This window comes from Arthrobacter sp. P1_B3, assembly GCF_056406615.1.
This window is the reverse complement of record NZ_JBFTZV010000005.1, coordinates 399,159-417,262: the sequence shown is the minus strand read 5'-3', so window position 1 is coordinate 417,262 and position 18,104 is coordinate 399,159. Positions and strand designations below refer to the sequence as shown.

General features: G+C 68.4%; 17 protein-coding genes. 11 read left to right on the top strand and 6 right to left on the bottom strand.

Going from position 1 to position 18,104, the window contains the following annotated elements:
- Window positions 1-2: 2 nt before the first annotated feature.
- Entirely contained in the window at window positions 3-1,286 is a 1,284-nt protein-coding gene (locus AC1D2F_RS08555) for a branched-chain amino acid ABC transporter permease (RefSeq protein ID WP_229992885.1), read from the bottom strand.
- A gap of 478 nt (window positions 1,287-1,764) precedes the next feature.
- Here AC1D2F_RS08555 and AC1D2F_RS08550 point away from each other — a divergent pair, with 478 nt between their 5' ends.
- Window positions 1,765-2,673: a hypothetical protein gene (locus AC1D2F_RS08550; RefSeq protein ID WP_476966548.1), complete on the top strand. Its 909-nt coding sequence runs from the start codon at window positions 1,765-1,767 to the stop codon at window positions 2,671-2,673.
- 166 nt (window positions 2,674-2,839) lie between these two features.
- A complete protein-coding gene (locus AC1D2F_RS08545) occupies window positions 2,840-3,787 on the top strand; it encodes a Bax inhibitor-1/YccA family protein (protein ID WP_229992883.1) in 948 nt (315 codons plus the stop codon).
- Window positions 3,788-3,903: 116 nt separating this feature from the next.
- Here the strand turns inward: AC1D2F_RS08545 and AC1D2F_RS08540 are convergent, their stop codons facing one another.
- Together AC1D2F_RS08540 and galK are read right to left on the bottom strand one after the other, a co-directional pair.
- Window positions 3,904-5,142 (bottom strand): acetyl-CoA C-acetyltransferase, encoded by a 1,239-nt coding sequence (locus tag AC1D2F_RS08540; protein WP_364747215.1) that lies wholly within the window; start codon window positions 5,140-5,142, stop codon window positions 3,904-3,906.
- Window positions 5,143-5,162: 20 nt separating this feature from the next.
- Complete coding sequence (gene galK / locus AC1D2F_RS08535) at window positions 5,163-6,323, bottom strand: galactokinase (protein ID WP_364747216.1); 1,161 nt, start codon at window positions 6,321-6,323, stop codon at window positions 5,163-5,165.
- Window positions 6,324-6,399: 76 nt separating this feature from the next.
- Between galK and AC1D2F_RS08530 the strand changes: the two genes are divergently transcribed.
- The 4 genes from AC1D2F_RS08530 to AC1D2F_RS08515 all read left to right on the top strand — a co-directional run bounded on the left by AC1D2F_RS08530 (window position 6,400) and on the right by AC1D2F_RS08515 (window position 10,670).
- The gene (locus AC1D2F_RS08530) at window positions 6,400-7,374 is read left to right on the top strand and encodes an aldose 1-epimerase family protein (RefSeq protein WP_476966547.1); all 975 of its coding nucleotides are present in this window, start codon (window positions 6,400-6,402) and stop codon (window positions 7,372-7,374) included.
- Window positions 7,375-7,464: 90 nt separating this feature from the next.
- A complete protein-coding gene (locus tag AC1D2F_RS08525) occupies window positions 7,465-8,778 on the top strand; it encodes an AI-2E family transporter (RefSeq protein ID WP_229992880.1) in 1,314 nt (437 codons plus the stop codon).
- Between the two features lie 21 nt (window positions 8,779-8,799).
- Window positions 8,800-10,038, top strand: a complete 1,239-nt coding sequence (gene ilvA / locus AC1D2F_RS08520) for a threonine ammonia-lyase (protein ID WP_229992879.1) — start codon at window positions 8,800-8,802, stop codon at window positions 10,036-10,038.
- 5 nt (window positions 10,039-10,043) lie between these two features.
- Entirely contained in the window at window positions 10,044-10,670 is a 627-nt protein-coding gene (locus tag AC1D2F_RS08515; protein WP_229992878.1) for a rhomboid family intramembrane serine protease, read from the top strand.
- Window positions 10,671-10,825: 155 nt separating this feature from the next.
- Here AC1D2F_RS08515 and greA read toward each other — a convergent pair whose 3' ends face one another.
- Window positions 10,826-11,320, bottom strand: a complete 495-nt coding sequence (greA, locus tag AC1D2F_RS08510; protein WP_229992877.1) for a transcription elongation factor GreA — start codon at window positions 11,318-11,320, stop codon at window positions 10,826-10,828.
- A gap of 207 nt (window positions 11,321-11,527) precedes the next feature.
- The gene (locus AC1D2F_RS08505; protein ID WP_229992876.1) at window positions 11,528-11,980 is read right to left on the bottom strand and encodes a DUF4307 domain-containing protein; all 453 of its coding nucleotides are present in this window, start codon (window positions 11,978-11,980) and stop codon (window positions 11,528-11,530) included.
- A gap of 108 nt (window positions 11,981-12,088) precedes the next feature.
- Here AC1D2F_RS08505 and mca point away from each other — a divergent pair, with 108 nt between their 5' ends.
- The 4 genes from mca to AC1D2F_RS08485 all read left to right on the top strand — a co-directional run bounded on the left by mca (window position 12,089) and on the right by AC1D2F_RS08485 (window position 16,306).
- A complete protein-coding gene (gene mca / locus AC1D2F_RS08500) occupies window positions 12,089-12,994 on the top strand; it encodes a mycothiol conjugate amidase Mca (RefSeq protein ID WP_476966546.1) in 906 nt (301 codons plus the stop codon).
- 90 nt (window positions 12,995-13,084) lie between these two features.
- Window positions 13,085-13,450 carry a hypothetical protein gene (locus tag AC1D2F_RS08495; RefSeq protein ID WP_229995685.1) on the top strand — a complete coding sequence of 122 codons (366 nt, stop codon included), beginning with the start codon at window positions 13,085-13,087 and terminating at the stop codon, window positions 13,448-13,450.
- Window positions 13,428-15,644, top strand: coding sequence for a thioredoxin domain-containing protein (locus AC1D2F_RS08490; RefSeq protein ID WP_229995686.1), 2,217 nt, complete (start codon window positions 13,428-13,430; stop codon window positions 15,642-15,644). The genes AC1D2F_RS08495 and AC1D2F_RS08490 overlap by 23 nt, the downstream gene beginning before the upstream one ends.
- A complete protein-coding gene (locus tag AC1D2F_RS08485; RefSeq protein ID WP_229995687.1) occupies window positions 15,641-16,306 on the top strand; it encodes an HAD family hydrolase in 666 nt (221 codons plus the stop codon). Before AC1D2F_RS08490 ends, AC1D2F_RS08485 begins: the two co-directional genes overlap by 4 nt.
- 156 nt (window positions 16,307-16,462) lie before the next feature.
- Here the strand turns inward: AC1D2F_RS08485 and trhA are convergent, their stop codons facing one another.
- Window positions 16,463-17,179, bottom strand: coding sequence for a PAQR family membrane homeostasis protein TrhA (gene trhA / locus AC1D2F_RS08480; RefSeq protein WP_229995688.1), 717 nt, complete (start codon window positions 17,177-17,179; stop codon window positions 16,463-16,465).
- A 154-nt stretch (window positions 17,180-17,333) separates the two neighbouring features.
- Here trhA and AC1D2F_RS08475 point away from each other — a divergent pair, with 154 nt between their 5' ends.
- Window positions 17,334-18,095, top strand: a complete 762-nt coding sequence (locus AC1D2F_RS08475; protein WP_229995699.1) for an isoprenyl transferase — start codon at window positions 17,334-17,336, stop codon at window positions 18,093-18,095.
- The last annotated feature ends 9 nt before the right edge of the window (window positions 18,096-18,104 follow it).

The window sequence follows — 18,104 nt, the reverse complement described above, 5'->3', positions numbered from 1 at the left end:
TCCTAACCCACGCGCTCGCGGCGGCCCAGAATGCCCTGAGGCCTGAACAAGAGGACAACAATCATGATGAACAACGCTCCCACGTATTTGAGGTCGGCTGCGAGACCGAACACGGTGGTCAGCTCAACGAAGATGCCGACGATGATGGAACCGACCAGGGCGCCCCAGACCGTGCCGAGGCCGCCGAGGGTGACGCTGGCGAAGATGAGCAGCAGGATCTGGGAGCCCATGTCGAAGGTGACGCCGGGCCGGTAGTAGGCCCAGAGGATGCCGCCGAGGGCGGCGAGCATGCCGCCGACCACCCAGACGATCCGGATGACGGAGTCGACGTCGATGCCGGAGGCTGCGGCCAGCGCCGGGTTGTCGGCCACCGCGCGGGTGGCCTTGCCGAGGCGGGTCTTGAGCAGGACGACGCCGAGGGCGGCGATCACGACGGCGCTGACGAGGAGGGACAAGAGGTTGTTGGGGGAGATGGAGATCGGGCCGATCAGGATTTCCACGCTCTGGGCGAACGGCAGTTGCTGGGTGGCGCCGCCGAAATAGAACTGGATGATGTAGCGCACGGACAGGGCGAGGCCGATGCTGACGATCATCATCGGAACAAGCCCGGTTCCGCGGCGCCGCAGCGGCTTCCACAGGCCCGCGTCCTGGACGTAGCCGAACAATCCGCCGCCGACGACGGCCAGGACGACGGCCAGCCAGAACGGCAGGTGCATCTGGTTGAAGGCGAACACCAGTACCGCGCCGAGGGTGACCATTTCTCCGTGGGCGAAGTTCGTCAGGCCGGTGGTGCCGAAGATTAGGGACAGGCCCACGGACGCGAGGGCGAGCAACAGGCCGAAGCTCAGCCCTGCCACCAGCCGGTTGAGCAGGTTTTGCATGAAGTTCTGCTGCTCCACGACAATGCCCTTGCCAAAGGTGAAGATTACCGAGAGGTTTGAGGTCTGGCTGAAGGTGACGTTGCGGGGGTTCTCCTGGCCCTCGGCCAGTTTGATGCCCTCCGGCAGCGTGGACTCGTCGAGTTCGACCTGGTAGGTCCCCTGGGTGGGGACGCCAATAGTCCAGGCGCCGTTGGGTCCCGATTTCGTGGTTCCCGTGAAATCGCCACTCGTGGCGGTGATGGTTACCCCGGGGATCGGTGCGCGGTCGTCGCCGCGCAGGAAGCCGCTGATGCTGTTGGTGAACTGGGTGGCCGACGGGGATGGTGTCGGCGAGGGGGTCGTGGCGCTGGACGCCGGGGCCACGATGAGCAGTAGCGCAGCCGTGGCTGCAAATACTGCCCCCACAGCCCTCAATAGTCTGCCGCGCCGTCTCTGCGACAGGCCGCTCGTTGTGCTTCTCAAATTGAAAACCTCCACATGGGGGTGCTGTGGGTTGCGCCTTTGCAACCGTTGCGAACGGTCAGGGGACGAGCGTCTCGCAATACGATCCATTGTTGTGATGTCCGTCACCCTGTGTGGCCTATGCTACAGCCCGGGCGAGGCAAAGAATGCCGCTGCGAGCAGGCAGAACGTCGCGATCGGGTAACAACCGTGTAGTCGCGGGAGTACCTCGCTGTAGCCCCGCTAAAGAAAACTTTTGTTGATTCCGAGTATGCCTAAACAGTGGCCGGTCCGGTCCCCGGTTTGCCCGGCCAACCCGGTGCCGGTGCTGTCCGCCGGGCACCTCCGCTCCGGCGTGGGGAACCAGCAAATCCAAGCTTTTTCCAAGTCCTCCGGCGTTATCGTGCGAAGAGCGCCTGAACCGATCTTGGAGGGCCGACTGATGAACCGGGTGGTGAAGCTGTGCCTCGCAGGTTCGCTTGTGCTGGCGATCCTGGGCCTTCCGGCGCTCAGCCTCGGCCCCGAGCCCGCCGGGGCGCAGGCCTGCGTGCCCTCGACAGATGCACTCACCGACCCCTATCCGGGGATCATGGCGGCGGCCTCCACCTTTGAAGCTGGCACCTTGGACGGATTCGGCGTCTCCACGGCCGGGACGGGAAATGCCTCGGTGTCCACCGGGCTGTCGCACTCCGGTAATTGTGCCGCCCGCCTGCACACCACCGCAGGGCCCGGCTCCATCGCCAGGCTGACCGTGGGCCTGACCCCCGGAAACACCGAGGCGTATGCGGACGGATGGTTCAATATCGCCGCTGAGGGAATGGCAGGGAACAATGTTCCCTACTTCCGGTTCTTTTCCGGCGGAGTCCGCGTCCTGGACGTTTTCCGGCAGAACATCTCCCATGAACTGGTGCTCCGCACGTCATCACCCGCGGGGTTCGCCTACACGACTTTGCGGCGGGATGTCCCCACTGACTCCTGGCACCGGCTGGTCATGCACGTGGTCCCCAACGGTCCCGGGACCACCGTCCAAATCTGGTGGGACGGGCGTTCCGTCTACGCGGGCACAGTCAGCATTTCCGCGACGACACTCGACACGGTCCAGCTTGGCTCCGAACACGATCAGCAAATGGCCGACATCTACATCGACGACGTCATTGTCAACAGCGGCACGGGAACGCCGGCGCCGGTTCCCGGCCCGCTCCCGGAGCCGAAGGGGGATCCGTCGAAGCGGCTCGACGATTTCCGCGACGACGGACAATCCGCCGTGCTGGCAGCCGGAACCGGTGCGCGGCGCACCGGGCGCCCGGCACGCCCAAAACGGCCGGCGTCCATGCGGGCTTCCTGGGCCTGAATATCCCGCTGGTTTAGGTCACGGTTCGGTTGCGGCGGCTCCCTGAGGGAACTATCCCTCCCCGCCGGCCGTGGGAATTGGTAGCGTGACTATATAAAACTCCCTTTCGTATAGTCCGCATCGCACCGGAACATCACCCACCCCCTTATTTTGGAGGACACCCGCAATGGCATCTGGCGGAAACCCGATCTTCAGCGGAAAGAATTTCCGCGAAGCCACCCAGGCACCGCCTGCCCCGCAGGCCCCGTATGGCCAGAACCCCTATGGCCAAAACCCCTACGGTCAGGCCCCCTACGGTCAGGCCCCCTACGGCCAGAACCCCTACGGTCAGGCCCCGGGCCAGGGCGGGTGGAATTCTGCGCAGCAGGGCATGACCCAGGAACAGCTCCAGGACCTGTACAACCGCCCGGCGGCCGGCCCGGCTGACATCGGCAAGATGACGTACGACGACGTCATCATGAAGACTGCCGGGTGCCTCGGGATCCTGGTGGTCGGCGCCGCAGTGGCCCTCGCCGTCCCGCAGGGCACCGGATCCATGCTGATGATCCTCGGAGCCCTCGGTGGCTTCGCCCTCGCAATGGTCAACACCTTCAAGAAGCAGCCGTCCCCCGGGCTGATCCTTGCCTACGCCCTGCTCGAAGGATTCTTCCTCGGCGGCCTGACCCGCATCCTTGACAACCTGTTCCCGGGCGTCGGCATCCAGGCCGTCGTCGGGACGCTTTCCGTCTTCGCCGTGACGTTGGTGCTGTTCAAGAGCGGCAAGGTCCGGGCGACGCCCAAGCTCATGCGGTTCTTCATGATTGCCCTGATCGGCTATGCAGTGTTCGCGCTGGTCAACATGTTCATGATGATGACCGGGGCCGTGACCACGCCGTTTGGCCTGAGCACCAGCATGGAGATCATGGGCATCCCGCTCGGCGTCTTCATCGGCGTCCTGGCGATCGGCCTGGCCGCCTTCTCCCTGATCATGGACTTCACATCCATCGAGGCGGCCATCAGCGCCGGAGCCCCGCAGCGCTTCTCCTGGACCGCCGCCTTCGGCCTCACGGTCACGCTGGTCTGGCTCTACGTCGAGATCATCCGACTGCTGGCCATCCTCCGCGGTGACGAGTAACCGCCGTCGTCCCTGAACACCGTTTCCTAACGAGGAGCCCCGCCTAACGGCGGGGCTCCTCGCGTTTGCGGCAGCCAGCTGCAATGCGTCAACTGCAATGCGTCAGTTGCCCACCGTCAGCTGAGCCGCTCCAGCACAACCGCCATGCCCTGGCCGCCGCCGACGCACAGCGTGGCCAGGCCGAGGGAGGCGTCGCGGGTGCGGAGTCCGTTGAGCAGCGTGGTGGTCATGCGGGCCCCGGTCATCCCGAAGGGGTGGCCGAGGGCGATGGCGCCGCCGTGGACGTTGAGCTTCTCCGGATCGATGGCGAGCTCCCGCGCGCTGGCCACCACCTGGACCGCGAACGCTTCGTTGAGCTCCACGAGGTCGATCTCGCGGATGGTCAGCCCGGCGATTGTCAGCGCCCGGCGGGTCGCTTCCACCGGGCCCATGCCCATCAGCTCCGGGGACAGGGCGCTGACACCGGTGGAGACGATCCGGGCCAGCGGCTCGAGGCCCAGCTCGCGGGCGCGCGCGTCACTCATGACCACGACGGCGGCGGCCCCGTCATTGAGCGGACACGCGTTCCCGGCCGTCACGGTGCCGCCGCTGCGGAAGACCGGCTGCAGCGCACCCACGGCCTCCGCGGTGACGCCGGGACGCGGCGAATCGTCGCGGTCGATCACTGTGCCGTCGGCGCGGGTGTAGGGGGTGATTTCTCGGGCGTAGAACCCGGAGGCGATGGCCGCCTCGGCCCGGTTCTGGCTGAGCACCGCCCAGGCGTCCTGCTCCTGGCGGGTGATGCCGTAGCTTGTGGCGACGTTCTCCGCCGTCTGGCCCATGGCGATGTACACGTCCGGCATCCGGCCGCCCAGGCGCGGGTCGGTCCACGGAGTGTTGGAGCCCGCGCGGGCCTCGGTGCGTTTGCGGGCCGCCTCGAATCGCGGGTTGTGCGTGCTCGCGTCGGTCTCGCCGGCACCGGCCCATTCCCGGTAGCGGGACACCGCCTCCACGCCGGCGGCCACGAACGCCTGGCCTTCGCCGGCTTTGACGGCGTGGAATGCCATCCGGAGCGTCTGCAGGCTGGAGGCACAAAAACGGTTGATGGTGGCGGCCGGAACGTTGTCCAGCCCGGCCAGGATGCTGACCACGCGGGCCATGTTGGAGCCGGCCTCGCCGCTCGGCTCGGCGCACCCCAGATAGATGTCGTCCAGGCCACGGCCCGGCCCGGCGGCGGCATCGAACGCCGGAATCCCGGCGAGGGCCGCCGTGACCATGGCGGCGGCGAGATCGTCAGGCCGCTCGTCTTTCAGGGACCCCTTGAACGCGCGCCCGATCGGGCTTCGGGCAGTGGAAACGATGACAGCTTCTGGCATGCGCCCAGACTACGCCCCGCCTATGCCAGCCGCATGGCCCCGGCCGCAGGGCTGACGCTGAAGACCTCCGGCGCCGCGTACCCGGCCCGGGCGAAGGCCCGTTCGACGGCGGCACGCACCTGCTGCGCCGATCCCGCCGGGGTCAGTGCGATCGCGGAACCGCCGAAGCCGCCGCCAGTCATGCGGGCCCCGATCGCGCCGGCGGACCGCGCCGCGTCCACGGCAAGGTCCAGCTCGGCGCAGGAGATCTCGAAGTCATCGCGCATCGAGGCATGGGACGCGTCCAGCAGGGGGCCAATGGCGGCCGGGCCCTCGGTGTCCAGCAGCTCCACCGTCTGCAGGACGCGGTCGTTTTCGGTGACCACATGCCGGAGGCGGCGGAACGTCTCCGGGTCCAGGAGCCCGCTGGCCTCCTCGAGGTCCTCGAACCCGACGTCGCGCAGCGCCGGCACGCCCAGGACCTCGGCGGCGAGTTCGCACGATTCCCGCCGGGCCGCGTACCCGCCGTCGGCGTGGGAATGGGAAACCCGGGTGTCGATGACCAGCAGCACCAGCCCCGCGGCGTCGGCGTCGAACGGCACCAGCCGGACACTCTGGTCCCGGCAGTCGAGGAAGACGGCGTGGCCGGCCGTGGCCCGCAGCGAGGCGGACTGGTCCATGATGCCGGTGGGCGCGCCGACGAAGTCGTTTTCCGCCCGCTGGGTGGCCAGGACCATGTCCTGCGCGGAGAGGCCCGCGGCCATGAGCTCATTCAGCGCCGAAATCACGGCGCATTCAATGGCGTGGGAGGAGGACAGGCCGGCGCCGCGGGGGACATCGGAATCCAGGAGCAGGTCCACGCCGGGAACCGGCAGGCCCTGCTGCTGCAGGGCCCAGATGACCCCCAGCGGGTACTTTGTCCAGCCCCTGGCGCTGGCGCGGGCCAGCGAACCGGTGTCCGCGGTGGTCAGCCCCTGGTTCCCAAACGTGGAGAGCAACCGCACTGTGGAATCCGGCCGGACCCTGACGGCCACCCGGGCCGCCCGGTCGATGGCAAACGGCAGGACGAAGCCCTCGTTGTAATCGGTGTGCTCACCAATGAGGTTGACCCGTCCCGGTGCCCGCCACACGCCGTCGGGCCGGGCGCCGAAGACCGCCTCAAACCGGGCGGCGAGCCCGCTGCTGTCCAGGGGAGGATTCATGGCCTGGCGCCTGCGCTGCTGGAAGTCATGGAACCAAGGTATACGGGTTGCCGGGCGGGTCTGTACGGTGGTCATCATGGATCTCTCAGCGACCCCCTTGGCCTCCGGCCCCGATGAAACCATGCGGCGGTACGCCACCGGGCGGCAATACGAGCTCCGGCGCGGCGACGCCCTGGCCGTCGTCACCGAACTCGCCGCCGGCCTGCGGCTCTACAGCCGCGGCGGCACTGCCCTGACGGAGAGCTATGGCGATGCCGACATTCCGCCCGGCGCCACCGGAATCACCCTGGCACCGTGGGCCAACCGGGTGGAAGACGGTGTCTGGTACCTCAACGGCAAGAAGCTGCAGCTGGACATCACCGAGGCCTCCCGCAACAACGCCAGCCACGGGTTGCTGCGGAACTCCTCCTACGACCTCGTGGACGAGGACGAGTTCTCCGTCACCCTGGAAGCGGCGGTCTTCCCGCAGCACGGCTACCCGTTCCTGCTCAGGCACCGGGTCCGCTACGAACTGGCGGAGGACCTGGGGCTGGTAGTGCGCCAAACCCTTATCAACGACTCCCAGGACGCAGCGCCGTTCGTGCTTGGCGCGCACCCGTACCTGCGGCTGGGCGATGTGCCCAGCGAGGACCTCACCGTGAGCGTGGACGCCCGGACCCGGCTGGTCGCCGATGACCGCCTCATCCCGCGCAGCACCGAGCCGGTCAGCGGCGACTTCGATCTGCGCGGCGGCCGGCCGGTGGGGACGCTGGACCTCGATTCGGCCTATACGGACCTGGACTTCGACGGCGGCATCGCCCGGCACACGCTGAGCTCCCCGGACGGGCGGACCGTAAGCCTATGGCAGGACGCCAGCTGCGGTTACGTCCATGTCTTCGTGACGACCGAATTTCCGGGCCGGTCGAAGGCGGTCGCGATGGAGCCGATGACCGGGCCCGCCAACGCGTTCAACAGCGGCGAGGGCCTGCGCTGGCTTGCGCCGGGGGAGCAGTTCTCCATGACCTGGGGCATCTCGGCCTCGCTGACGGCAGGGGCTGACCCCAGGGGCTGACCGGGCGGCCGGGGGAACCGGCCCCGCGGCCCGGCCCCACCAGCCGGTTGCTGGTTTCCTATTAACCGGCCGCTGCGGAATCATGGGGCTATGACGCCAGCTGAGGACGCCGTACCCGCCACAAGCCCTTCCCCTTCCGCGGCCGGGACGGGGGCGCGTGCCGGGGCCCGGCCCCGGACCGACCGCGAGATCGACCAGGACATTCCCTACGGTGTGCGGATCGCCGCCGCCTGGGCGTGGCGCGCCGGGCTGATCCTGCTGGTGGTCGGGGGCCTGGTCTGGATGCTGAGCCACGTCAGCTTCCTCATCATCCCCGTCATGGTGGCCGCCCTCCTGTCAGGGCTGCTCAGCCCCGCAGTGCGCTGGATGGCCAAACGCAGCGTGCCCAAGGGGCTCGCCGTCGCCATCACGGTGCTCGGCTTCATCGGCATCATCGTCGGTGCCCTGACCCTGGTGGGGCGCCAGCTCATGCAGGGCTTTGGTGAGCTGTGGTCCCAGGCGCTCACGGGCGTGCAGCAGGTCCAGACCTGGCTGTCCGAGGGCCCGCTCCACCTGACGGCCGCACAGATCGACAAGTACATCGAAGACGCCACCGCCGCGCTGCAGAACAACAGCAGCAGCATTCTCAGCGGGGCCCTGACGTTCGGGAGTACGGCCGGGCACTTCGCCGCCGGCCTGGTCCTGGCGCTGTTCATCCTGATCTTCTTCCTGCTCGAAGGCGACAGGATCTGGGCCTTCCTCGTCAGCCTCATGCCCCGGAAGGCGCGCCGCGCCACGGACGGTGCGGGCCGCCGCGGCTGGACTTCCATGGTCAGTTACGCCCGCATCCAAATGTTCGTCGCGTTCGTGGACGCCGTGGGAATCGGCGTCGGCGCCGCCATCATTGGCGTGCCGCTCGCGCTGCCGCTGAGCGTGCTGGTCTTCCTCGGTTCCTTCATTCCGGTGGTCGGTGCGCTGGTCACGGGCGCCATCGCCGTATTGCTGGCACTGGTCGCCAACGGGCCCGTCAACGCCCTGATCATGCTGGCGATCGTGCTCGGCGTCCAGCAGCTCGAAAGCCACATCCTGCAGCCGCTCGTCATGGGCAAGGCCGTCTCCCTCCACCCCGTGGCCGTGATCCTGTCCGTCGCGGCGGGCTCCTACCTCGCCGGGATCCCCGGCGCACTGTTCTCCGTTCCGATCCTCGCCGTAGCAAACTCGTCGATTCGCTACATCGCGGGCAGAACGTGGGAACATGATGAAGTGCTGGCAACCGCGGGACCAGAGGGCAGCCCTGCCCTCGAACCCGGCGCAGACGCCACCTTCACAGACGTCCACCTGCCGGGCGGAACCCCCGGCCGCGAGGGCGCCGCACCCAACAGCGGTGCTCCAGGCAGCGATGCCGGACGGGGCACCAGCGCCTGATCCGAAGAAGGAGAACAGTTCGTGAATACCCTTGAGAGCCTGCCCGTCACGCTGGACGCTGTCCTGGAGGCGCAGAAGCTGCTCGACGGGATTATTACGCGGACGCCCGTGGAATCATCGCGGGCCCTCGGCAGCACGGTGGGCGGCGAGGTCTTCCTCAAATGCGAAAACCTGCAGCGCGCCGGCTCCTTCAAGGTCCGCGGCGCCTATGTGCGGATGGCCAAGCTCTCCGACGCCGAAAAGAAGCGCGGCGTCGTGGCGGCTTCCGCCGGAAACCACGCCCAAGGCGTGGCTGTCGCAGCCAAGAGCCTCGGCATCAAGGCCCGGATCTACATGCCGCTCGGCGTCGCACTGCCCAAGCTTGCCGCCACCCGTAGCCACGGCGCCGAGGTGGTGCTGCACGGCCACAACGTGGACGAGGCGCTGGCCGAAGCCAAGCGCTACGCCGACGAAAGCGGCGCCGTCTTTGTCCACCCGTTCGACGACGTCGACGTCGTCGCCGGCCAGGGGACGGTGGGGCTGGAAATCCTCGAACAGGTCCCCGACGTCGATACCATCCTCATGGGCGTCGGCGGCGGCGGCCTCCTCGCAGGCGTTGCCGTTGCCGTGAAGGCACGCGCCAAGGAACTTGGCCGTGACATCCGCATCATCGGCGTCCAGGCCGAGAACGCTGCCGCCTACCCGCCCTCGCTCGCCGCCGACGCCCTCGTCCCGCTCAAGAAGGTCTCCACCATGGCGGACGGCATCGCCGTGGGCCGGCCGGGCCAGCTGCCGTTCAGCATCATCCGCGAGCTCGTCGACGACGTCGTCACGGTCAGCGAAGACGCCCTGGCCAGGGCGCTGATCTTCCTGCTGGAACGCGCCAAGATGGTGGTGGAACCCGCCGGGGCCGTCGGCGTCGCGGCGCTCATGGAAGGCAAGATCGAAAACCCCGGAACCGTTGCGGTGGTTCTCTCAGGCGGCAACATCGATCCCATGCTGATGCTCAAGGTCATCCAGCGCGGCCTCTCCGCCGCCGGCCGGTACATGACCGTGCGGATGATGCTGGACGACCGTCCGGGCTCGCTGGCCACAATCGCCCGCATCATCGCCGAAAACGACGCCAACGTCACGGGCCTGGACCACACGCGGGTGGGCGGCTCCATCAGCATGGGCGACGTCTCCATCACCGTCAACCTGGAAACCAAGGGCCACGAGCACTGCAGCCAGGTCCTTGCGGCGCTGCGTGCCGAGGGTTTCCAGCCGATCGTGGTGCACTAGGGGCCATGGTGACGGACGGGTCCCCGGGACGGCCGCCGGGAGTGGGGGACAATGCCGCGGCACGGGCCCGCCGGGGTCTGCTGGTGGTCGGTTCCTTCGTGGTGCTGCTCTACCTGATCGAGATCGTCAACACCGCGCTGTTCCACTCCCTGAACCGCACGTTCGGGCTGCGGCCGCGCAGCCTGGACGGGTTCCTGGACATCCTGACGTTTCCGCTGCTGCACTCCAGCCTTGCCCACCTGATGTCCAACACGCTCCCGCTCATCATCTTCGGGTTCCTCGTGTTCCTCTCCGGGCGGCGGGTGTTCATCACCGCCCTGGCCGCCAGCTGGCTGGCGTCCGGGCTCGCGGTGTGGCTCATCGGCGGCGCCAGCATCACGGTCGGTGCCTCCGGCCTGGTGTTCGGACTCTTCGCGTTCCTCCTGGTCCGCGGCTTCATCAACCGGAACTGGTGGCAGATCGTGCTGTCCGTGGTGCTGTTCATGGCCTACGGCGGCATCCTGTTCGGCGTCCTGCCCACCGTGGCCAGTTTTATCTCGTGGCAGGCCCACCTGGGCGGCGCGATCGGCGGCGTCGCGGCCGCACTGCTGCTGAGCACCCGGCGCCCGGGGGCGCTGCCCGCCGGACGCTGACAACCCGGGGAGACCCTGCACCCTCGCGCCAGGCTGTCGCGCCAGGCTGACCCGCCAAAACAGGCGGAAAACACGACGCCGGCCGCCCCGCGAAGGGAAGACCGGCGTCGCTGTTTCGTGAAAGTGTTCCGTCACGGACGGAACGTGTTGCGGTGTCAGCCGGCGTACGGCTTGGCGGACATGATCTCCACCGTGATGTCCTTGCCGTTCGGGGCGGTGTAGCTGAGCTTGTCGCCCTCCTTGTGGCCGACGATGGCCGCGCCGAGGGGGGACTTCTCGCTGAAGACATCCAGGTCCGAGTCGCCGGCGATCTCGCGGGAGCCGAGGAGGAAGGTTTCCTCGTCGCCTGCGATCTTGGCCACGACGATCATGCCGGGCTCGACGATGCCGTCGTCGGCCGGTGCCTCGCCGACGTGGGCGTCCCGGAGAAGGGCCGTGAGCTGGCGGATGCGGGCCTCGATCTTGCCCTGCTCCTCCTTGGCAGCGTGGTAGCCGCCGTTCTCCTTGAGGTCGCCCTCCTGGCGCGCAGCTTCGATCTTCTGGACGATTTCTGCCCGGCCGGGGCCGGAAAGGTTGTCCAGCTCTGCCTTCAGGCGGTCAAAAGCTTCCTGGGTAAGCCAAGCCGCAGTTGCGCTGTTGGTGGTAGACACGGACTTCTCCTTTGGGTGGTCATACAAGCAAAGACCCCGCCACGGTGGCCACTTTTATGACGCAGTAACCAGCTCAGCGGGGGAAAGGTATTGATCCATTGTAGTCAATGCTGTGGATAAACCAAAGAGCACAGCGGCGTGGGTCACACCGTGTTACAGGCCGCTTCAGCCGGCTTCAGTCTACGTGCGGCCGGCGCTTGCCGCGGTCTACTTCCCGGCGTCGGGAATCCAGCAGCTGTCCACGACACCGGAGACCGCCTGGGATTCCGTGCGCAATTGGGTTCGGTGGGCGGTGGTGCGACCGCCGTCGGTGCCGACGTCCGCCGCGTTCGGCCCGATGTCCACGACCTTCCAGCCGACGATCGCGAACTTGGAGTCCATGGCCTTGACGGCGCATTTCGCATCCGCAGCGGGGTCCTTGGTGACCTGGAAGTCGATTTCCGTCAGCGTGGCGTCGGGGGTGCTGTAGCCGACATCCTTGAAGCTGACACTGTCGGTGGCGGCCGACGTCGATACCCAGGCCAGGAAAGCGACGCCCACGGCAAGGGCGGCGATCAGGATGTTGCGTTTGGCCTTGCGGGTCAGCGCGCGCTTTTGGCCGCCGTATCGATTGGCTAGGCTGGTAGGTGCCGGCGCGGCAGGCTGATCCTCGGAAGTCACCAGTCCAGTTTAGTGTGGATCGGACCGGGATTTTTCCGTGGCGGCTGGCCGTACAGATCAAGCCGCACTCCAACAGAGCAGAACAGCAGAAAGAGGAGCCGTCCCACGATGACAGCATCCCCCAGCCCGTCAGCACCGCTTCGCCTGCTGGCGGTCCATGCTCATCCCGACGACGAATCCAGCAAGGGTGCCGCCACGATGGCGATGTACGCCGCCGCCGGTGTGGACGTCATGGTGGCCACATGCACCGACGGCTCCCGCGGCGACATCCAGAACCCCACGATGGAGGGACAGCCGCACCCCAAACGCGACATGGCCGGGGCGCGCCGGCTCGAGATGGACGCCGCCGCGGAGGTCCTCGGCGTCCGGCAGCGCTGGCTCGGATTCGTCGATTCCGGGCTGCCGGAGGGCGACCCCCTGCCGGCCCTGCCGCCCGGGTGCTTCGCCCTGCAGCCGCTGGAGCGGGCGACCGCGCCGCTGATCCGGCTGGTCCGGGACTTCAAGCCGCACGTGATCCTCAGCTACGACGAGAACGGCGGCTACCCGCACCCGGACCACATCATGGCGCACCGGGTGGCCGTCGAGGCCTTCGCAGCCGCCGGTGATCCCGCCCGGTACCCGGGCATCGGGGAACCTTGGGAGCCCAGCAAGCTCTACTACGACCGTGCCTTCAGCCCGGACCGCTTCCGCGCCCTCCACTCTGCGCTGGAAGAGGCCGGCCTGCAGTCGCCGTATGCGGAGCGGCTGGCCGCCTGGCTGGAAGCGGACGCCGAGGGGCACACCCCGCCGCCGCCGACGCACCCCACCACCACCCAGATCGAGTGCGGGGATTTCTTCGAAGCCCGCGACGACGCGCTCCGCTCCCACCGCACCCAGGTGGACCCGGAAGGATTCTTCTTCGCGGTCTCCGCGGCCATGCAGCGCAAGGCCTGGCCGTGGGAGGACTACTCCCTGATCGAGTCCAGGATCCCGGCGGAACTGCCCGAAACGGACCTATTCGCCGGGCTAAGATAGAGACGAAAGGGCTCTTCTATCCCGCGTAGAAAAGACGCGGTAGAAAAGGCGCCGTAGAAAAGACACCAGTTTCCACAGAAGGTTTTCACCGTGCACTCCTTGCTCATCGCTCTGGCAACAACCCCGGCGCCGACCCCAACGCCGTCGCTGCGCCCGGGCCTGTCCGAGGACCAGGTCACCCCGGGTCTGCTGGGCTTCCTGCTGACCGCCTTCATCGTGGTGTTGACCGCGCTGCTGATCGTTGACATGGTGCGGCGTATCCGCCGGGTCCGCTACCGTGCCCAGGTGGAGGCCGAGCGGGCGGCCGCCGAGGAAGCATCCGGGGAAGCAGGGGCCCCGGGCGGCGTGTTCCCTGCCGACGGCGCCGCCTTCCGCGCTGACGGCACGGCGTTGCCCGCCGACGGCGGGGTTTCCCGGCCGGAAGTCAACGGCGATGCGGGACCCGGAAACCGCTGACGGCGGTTCCCCCAACCCGCTGTCCGGGGCCTCGAATGCCCTGGCGGCGGAACCCTCTGCGTACCTGCGCCAGCACGCTGGCAACCCAGTGCACTGGCAGCCGTTCGGTGACGCGGCCTTCGCCGCAGCGACCGCCCGGGACGTGCCGGTGTTCCTCTCAATCGGCTACGCGGCCTGCCACTGGTGCCACGTCATGGCGCATGAATCCTTCGAGGACCAAGGCACCGCCGACTACCTGAACGCCCACTTCGTCTCCATCAAGGTGGACCGCGAGGAGCGCCCCGACGTCGACGCCGTCTACATGGCCGCCACGCAGGCGATCAGCGGCGAGGGCGGCTGGCCGATGTCCGTTTTCCTCCTGCCCGATGGCCGGGCCTTCCATGCCGGGACCTACTTCCCGCCCCGGCCCATGCCGGGCCGTCCGTCCTTCCGGCAGGTCCTTGAGGCCGTGAGCGAGGCCTGGACGGAACGCCGCGGCGCCGTCGAGGCCAACGCAGCCACCCTGGCGCGCGGCATCGCCGCGTCCCAACCGGCCGCCGCCCTGCGCCTTGACGGGCCGCCCGAGCCCCTGGACGCCGCGCTCCTGGGCGTTGCCGTTGCCTCCCTGTCCGGCTCCGAGGACGAGGCCTATGGCGGTTTTGGCGGGGCGCCGAAGTTCCCGCCCGCGGCCGTGCTCGAATTCCTGATCCGGCACGCCGCGGTGCCCTCGACAGCCGCGGCCCCGGACACCGCCGCCGCGGCCCGTGACATGGCCGGGCGGACCCTTGCGGCCATGTCCCGCTCGGCGTTGTTCGACCAGCTCGACGGCGGCTTCGCCCGCTATTCGGTGACCCGCGACTGGTCCGTTCCACATTTCGAGAAGATGCTCTACGACAACGCCCAGTTGCTGCGCGTCTATGCCCACTGGGTCCGGCTGGGCGGCACGCCCGAGTACCCGGCGGCCGAGGCCGCAAGGATCGCCGGGCACACCGCCGACTGGCTCCTGGCCCGCCTCGGGCTGACGCCTGATCCTGCAACAGGCCCCGCGACGGGCCCTGCAACGGACCCGGACGCGGGGGTCGTGGCCCTGGCGTCGTCCCTGGACGCCGATACGGTCGTCGACGGCGTGCACGCCGAGGGGGCCAGCTACCTGTGGACCCCCGAGGAGCTCAAGGCGCTCCTGGGACCGGCCGACGGCGCCGCCGTGGCGGCCCTCATGAACGTCCGCACGCCCGGAAGCGTGAGCGCCGACGGTTCGCCGCTGCATCCGGGCCGGGCGGTAACCGGCGGGGACGCCGCGCTATGGCAGCGGGCGGGGCCGCTGCTGGCGCAGGCGCGCAACGGACGGCCCCAGCCCGGCCGGGATGACAAGGTGGTGGCCGGCTGGAACGGGCTCGCCGTCGCGGCCCTCGCCGACGCCGGTGCCGTCCTGGCCCGTCCTGAGCTTGTGGACGCCGCGGAACGGATCGCGGACTACCTTGAACGCGTGCACTGGCGGCCGGCGGACGGCCCCGGCAGGCTCATGCGCGTTTCCCACGACGGGGCGGCGCGCGGAATCGGCGGCTTGCTGGAGGACTACGCCTTCTGCGCCGAGGGGCTGTTCGCGCTCTATGGGGTTACCGGGCACACCCGCTGGTATGAGCTGGCCGAGGCCATCCTGGAGGCTGCCTGCGGGCGGTTCGCAGCCGACGGCAGCCTGAGGGACGCGGCCGGGGAGTCGGTGCAGGTCACGGCCGCCCAGGGCGGCCGGGACGGTCTGGAGCTGTTCGACAGTGCCACCCCCAGCGGCGCCGCCGCACTGGCCGGTGCCCTGCTGACCCACTCGGCCCTGTCCGGCTCTTCCGAACACCGCACCCTGGCGGCCAACATCCTCGCCCTGCTGCTGCCTCCGCTCGCGGTCCGGGCGCCCCGCGCTGCCGGCTGGCTGCTCGCGACCGCCCAGGCCGCCCTCGCCGGTCCGGTCGAGGCCGCCGTCGCCGGGCCGGACATCCCGGATCGGGCCGCGCTGCACCGGGAGCTGCTGCTCTCGGCCAGCCCCGGGCTGGTGATCGCGGTCCAGGACGACGGCGCCGCCCGGCCAGTGCCGCTGCTGCGGGGCCGCGGCGCGGGTCCGGACGGTGGCCCACAGGTGTTCCTGTGCCGTGGCATGGTCTGTGACCTACCGACGGGTTCGGTCGAAGAGATGCGCGAGCGGCTGGCTAGGATGTCCTCATGACTGGTCCGGACGGTTTTGAGCTGGTGGTGTTCGATTGCGACGGGGTGCTGGTTGATTCCGAGGTGATCGCCATCCGGGTGGACCAGCGCGTGCTGGCAGATCTTGGCTGGGACCTGGAACTCGAGGAAATCGTGGAACGGTTCGTCGGAAAGTCCGAGGCGCACTTTGTCGCCGCGGTTGAACAACAGCTCGGTGTCCGGCTGGCCGACGGCTGGGACCAGGACTACGGGCGCTGGTACCAGGAGGCGTTTGAGCGCGACCTCGAAGCGGTCGACGGCATCGAGGAGGCACTGGACCGGCTGTCCCTGCCGCATTGTGTGGCCTCCAGCGGCAGCCACGACAAGATGCACCGGACCCTTGGCAAGACCGGGCTGCTGCCCCGCTTCCAGGGCCGCATTTACAGCGCCACGGAGGTCGCCAACGGCAAACCGGCCCCGGACCTGTTCCTCCACGCCGCCGCAAGCCTCAACACCGCGCCCGGACGCTGCGCCGTCGTCGAGGACAGTGCCTACGGCGTCCAGGCCGCCCGGGCGGCCGGAATGCACGTTTTCGCGTACGCCGGGGGTGTCACGCCGGCCGCGCGCCTGGCCGGTCCCGGGACCACCGTCTTTTCAGACATGCGGCGTCTCCCCGAGCTCATCGCGGCAGGGCGGCACGGCTGAGCCGGCCCTCGACGCTGAAATTCCCCACCTTTGAAGTCGGCGCCCGGCGTGTCGGGCCGAACCGCCGGTGAGCCGCGGCGTCCCTGCCTCAAAGGTGGGGAGAATCCGCGGGGTGCCGAGAGCCAGTGGCAGTCCTGAGCCCAAGGCCCGGCGGAGTCAGCCCAGGACCGCGATGGCAATGGCGATGTAGTGCGCGGCGAAGGCAAAGACCGTCAGGGCATGGAAGAGTTCGTGGAAGCCGAAGTGCTCGTAACTGAAGTTTGGTTTCTTCAGCGCATAGAAGACAGCCCCGGTGATGTACAGGACGCCGCCGACGCAGATCAGCACCGCCGAGGCAACATTGGCGGCGAAGAAGTCCGGAAGATAGAACAGCGACCCGCAGCCCAGCGCGATGTAGATCGGCACGTAGAGCCACCGCGGGGCGTCGGTCCACAGCAGGCGGAACAGCACGCCGAGGATGGCACCGGACCAGATGACCCACAACAGCACTTCGGCCTTCTGCCGGTCCAGCAGGGCCCAGGCGAGCGGCGTGTAGCTTCCGGCGATCACCAGCATGATGTTCGTGTGGTCCAGCCGCTTCAGGACGATCTTCACGCGCGGTGACCAGTTCCCGCGGTGATAGACGGCGCTGACGCCGAACAGCAGGACCCCGGTGACGGCATAGACGGCGCAGGCGACCTTCAGGTCCGGCGGCGCCAGGATCACCAGCACCAGCCCGGCGGCCAGCGCCAGCGGAGCGGTCACGGTGTGGATCCAGCCTCGCCATTTGGGCTTGATCATCAGCAGTTCGGCAAGTCTCACCGCGGCGTCGTCCACCGGGGTTCCCCGTTTCGGCGGAGGCTCCGGCCGGGGCTCAAGACTGTTGCTTTCCATGCCGCAATAATAACCTACGCCCTAGTAAGTTACCGGCGAGTAACAAACACTCCGGGGCTGCCTGGTGGCGGACCTGCACCCGGCAAGGCCCGCCGGCAGGTAGCCTAGGATGTGCACTGAACAAGTACCTCAAGGAAGCCAGGTGAACCTCCGGATGGAAATGCCCGGGCTCCTCTACGGCTTTTACGAGCGCAAACTGCAGCGCTCCCTCGACCCGGAGCGGATCCCCCGCCACGTCGGCGTCATGGTCGACGGGAACCGGCGCTGGGCCCGCCAGTTCAACGCCCCCACAAGCCAGGGACACCAGGCCGGCGCGGACAAGATCCACGAATTCCTCGGCTGGTGCCAGGAGTTGGGCATCAAGGTGGTCACCTTGTACATGCTCTCCACGGACAACATGAACCGCTCCGGCGAGGAACTCGACCTCCTGATGGGTATCATCGCCAACACCCTGGACCGGCTGGACGAGGACGCCAACATTTCGGTGCACGCCATGGGCGCCCCCGAACTGCTGCCGGACTATCTCGCCGAGCGGTTGAACAAGCTCACGGCGCGCACGCCCGCGCACGAAAGGCTGCACGTCAATGTCGCCGTCGGCTACGGCGGACGGCGGGAGATTGTCGACGCCGTCCGGGAACTGCTGCACGACGCCGTCGCCCGGGGTGCGGACATCGGAAAACTGGCCGACGATCTCACCGTGGATGACATCTCCCGCTTCCTCTACACTCGGGGCCAGCCGGATCCTGAGCTGGTGATCCGGACCTCCGGGGAACAGCGGCTGTCCGGGTTCCTCATGTGGCAAAGCGCGTACAGTGAGTTCTACTTCTGCGAGGCCTTGTGGCCGGCGTTCCGCAAGGTTGATTTCCTGCGCGCCCTGCGCGATTACGCCGGCAGGCAGCGCCGCTTCGGCGCCTGAGCCGTTCAC

Excerpts from the sequence above, each read along its gene's own strand:
- mca (WP_476966546.1), top strand. The coding sequence starts at position 12,089 with ATGACAGCATCCCCCAGCCCGTCAGCACCGCTTCGCCTGCTGGCGGTC.
- AC1D2F_RS08545 (WP_229992883.1), top strand. The coding sequence starts at position 2,840 with ATGGCATCTGGCGGAAACCCGATCTTCAGCGGAAAGAATTTCCGCGAA.
- AC1D2F_RS08550 (WP_476966548.1), top strand. The coding sequence starts at position 1,765 with ATGAACCGGGTGGTGAAGCTGTGCCTCGCAGGTTCGCTTGTGCTGGCG.
- galK (WP_364747216.1), bottom strand. The coding sequence starts at position 6,323 with ATGAATCCTCCCCTGGACAGCAGCGGGCTCGCCGCCCGGTTTGAGGCG.
- AC1D2F_RS08485 (WP_229995687.1), top strand. The coding sequence starts at position 15,641 with ATGACTGGTCCGGACGGTTTTGAGCTGGTGGTGTTCGATTGCGACGGG.
- trhA (WP_229995688.1), bottom strand. The coding sequence starts at position 17,179 with ATGGAAAGCAACAGTCTTGAGCCCCGGCCGGAGCCTCCGCCGAAACGG.
- AC1D2F_RS08540 (WP_364747215.1), bottom strand. The coding sequence starts at position 5,142 with ATGCCAGAAGCTGTCATCGTTTCCACTGCCCGAAGCCCGATCGGGCGC.
- AC1D2F_RS08525 (WP_229992880.1), top strand. The coding sequence starts at position 7,465 with ATGACGCCAGCTGAGGACGCCGTACCCGCCACAAGCCCTTCCCCTTCC.
- AC1D2F_RS08530 (WP_476966547.1), top strand. The coding sequence starts at position 6,400 with ATGGATCTCTCAGCGACCCCCTTGGCCTCCGGCCCCGATGAAACCATG.
- AC1D2F_RS08515 (WP_229992878.1), top strand. The coding sequence starts at position 10,044 with ATGGTGACGGACGGGTCCCCGGGACGGCCGCCGGGAGTGGGGGACAAT.
- AC1D2F_RS08490 (WP_229995686.1), top strand. The coding sequence starts at position 13,428 with ATGCGGGACCCGGAAACCGCTGACGGCGGTTCCCCCAACCCGCTGTCC.
- AC1D2F_RS08475 (WP_229995699.1), top strand. The coding sequence starts at position 17,334 with ATGGAAATGCCCGGGCTCCTCTACGGCTTTTACGAGCGCAAACTGCAG.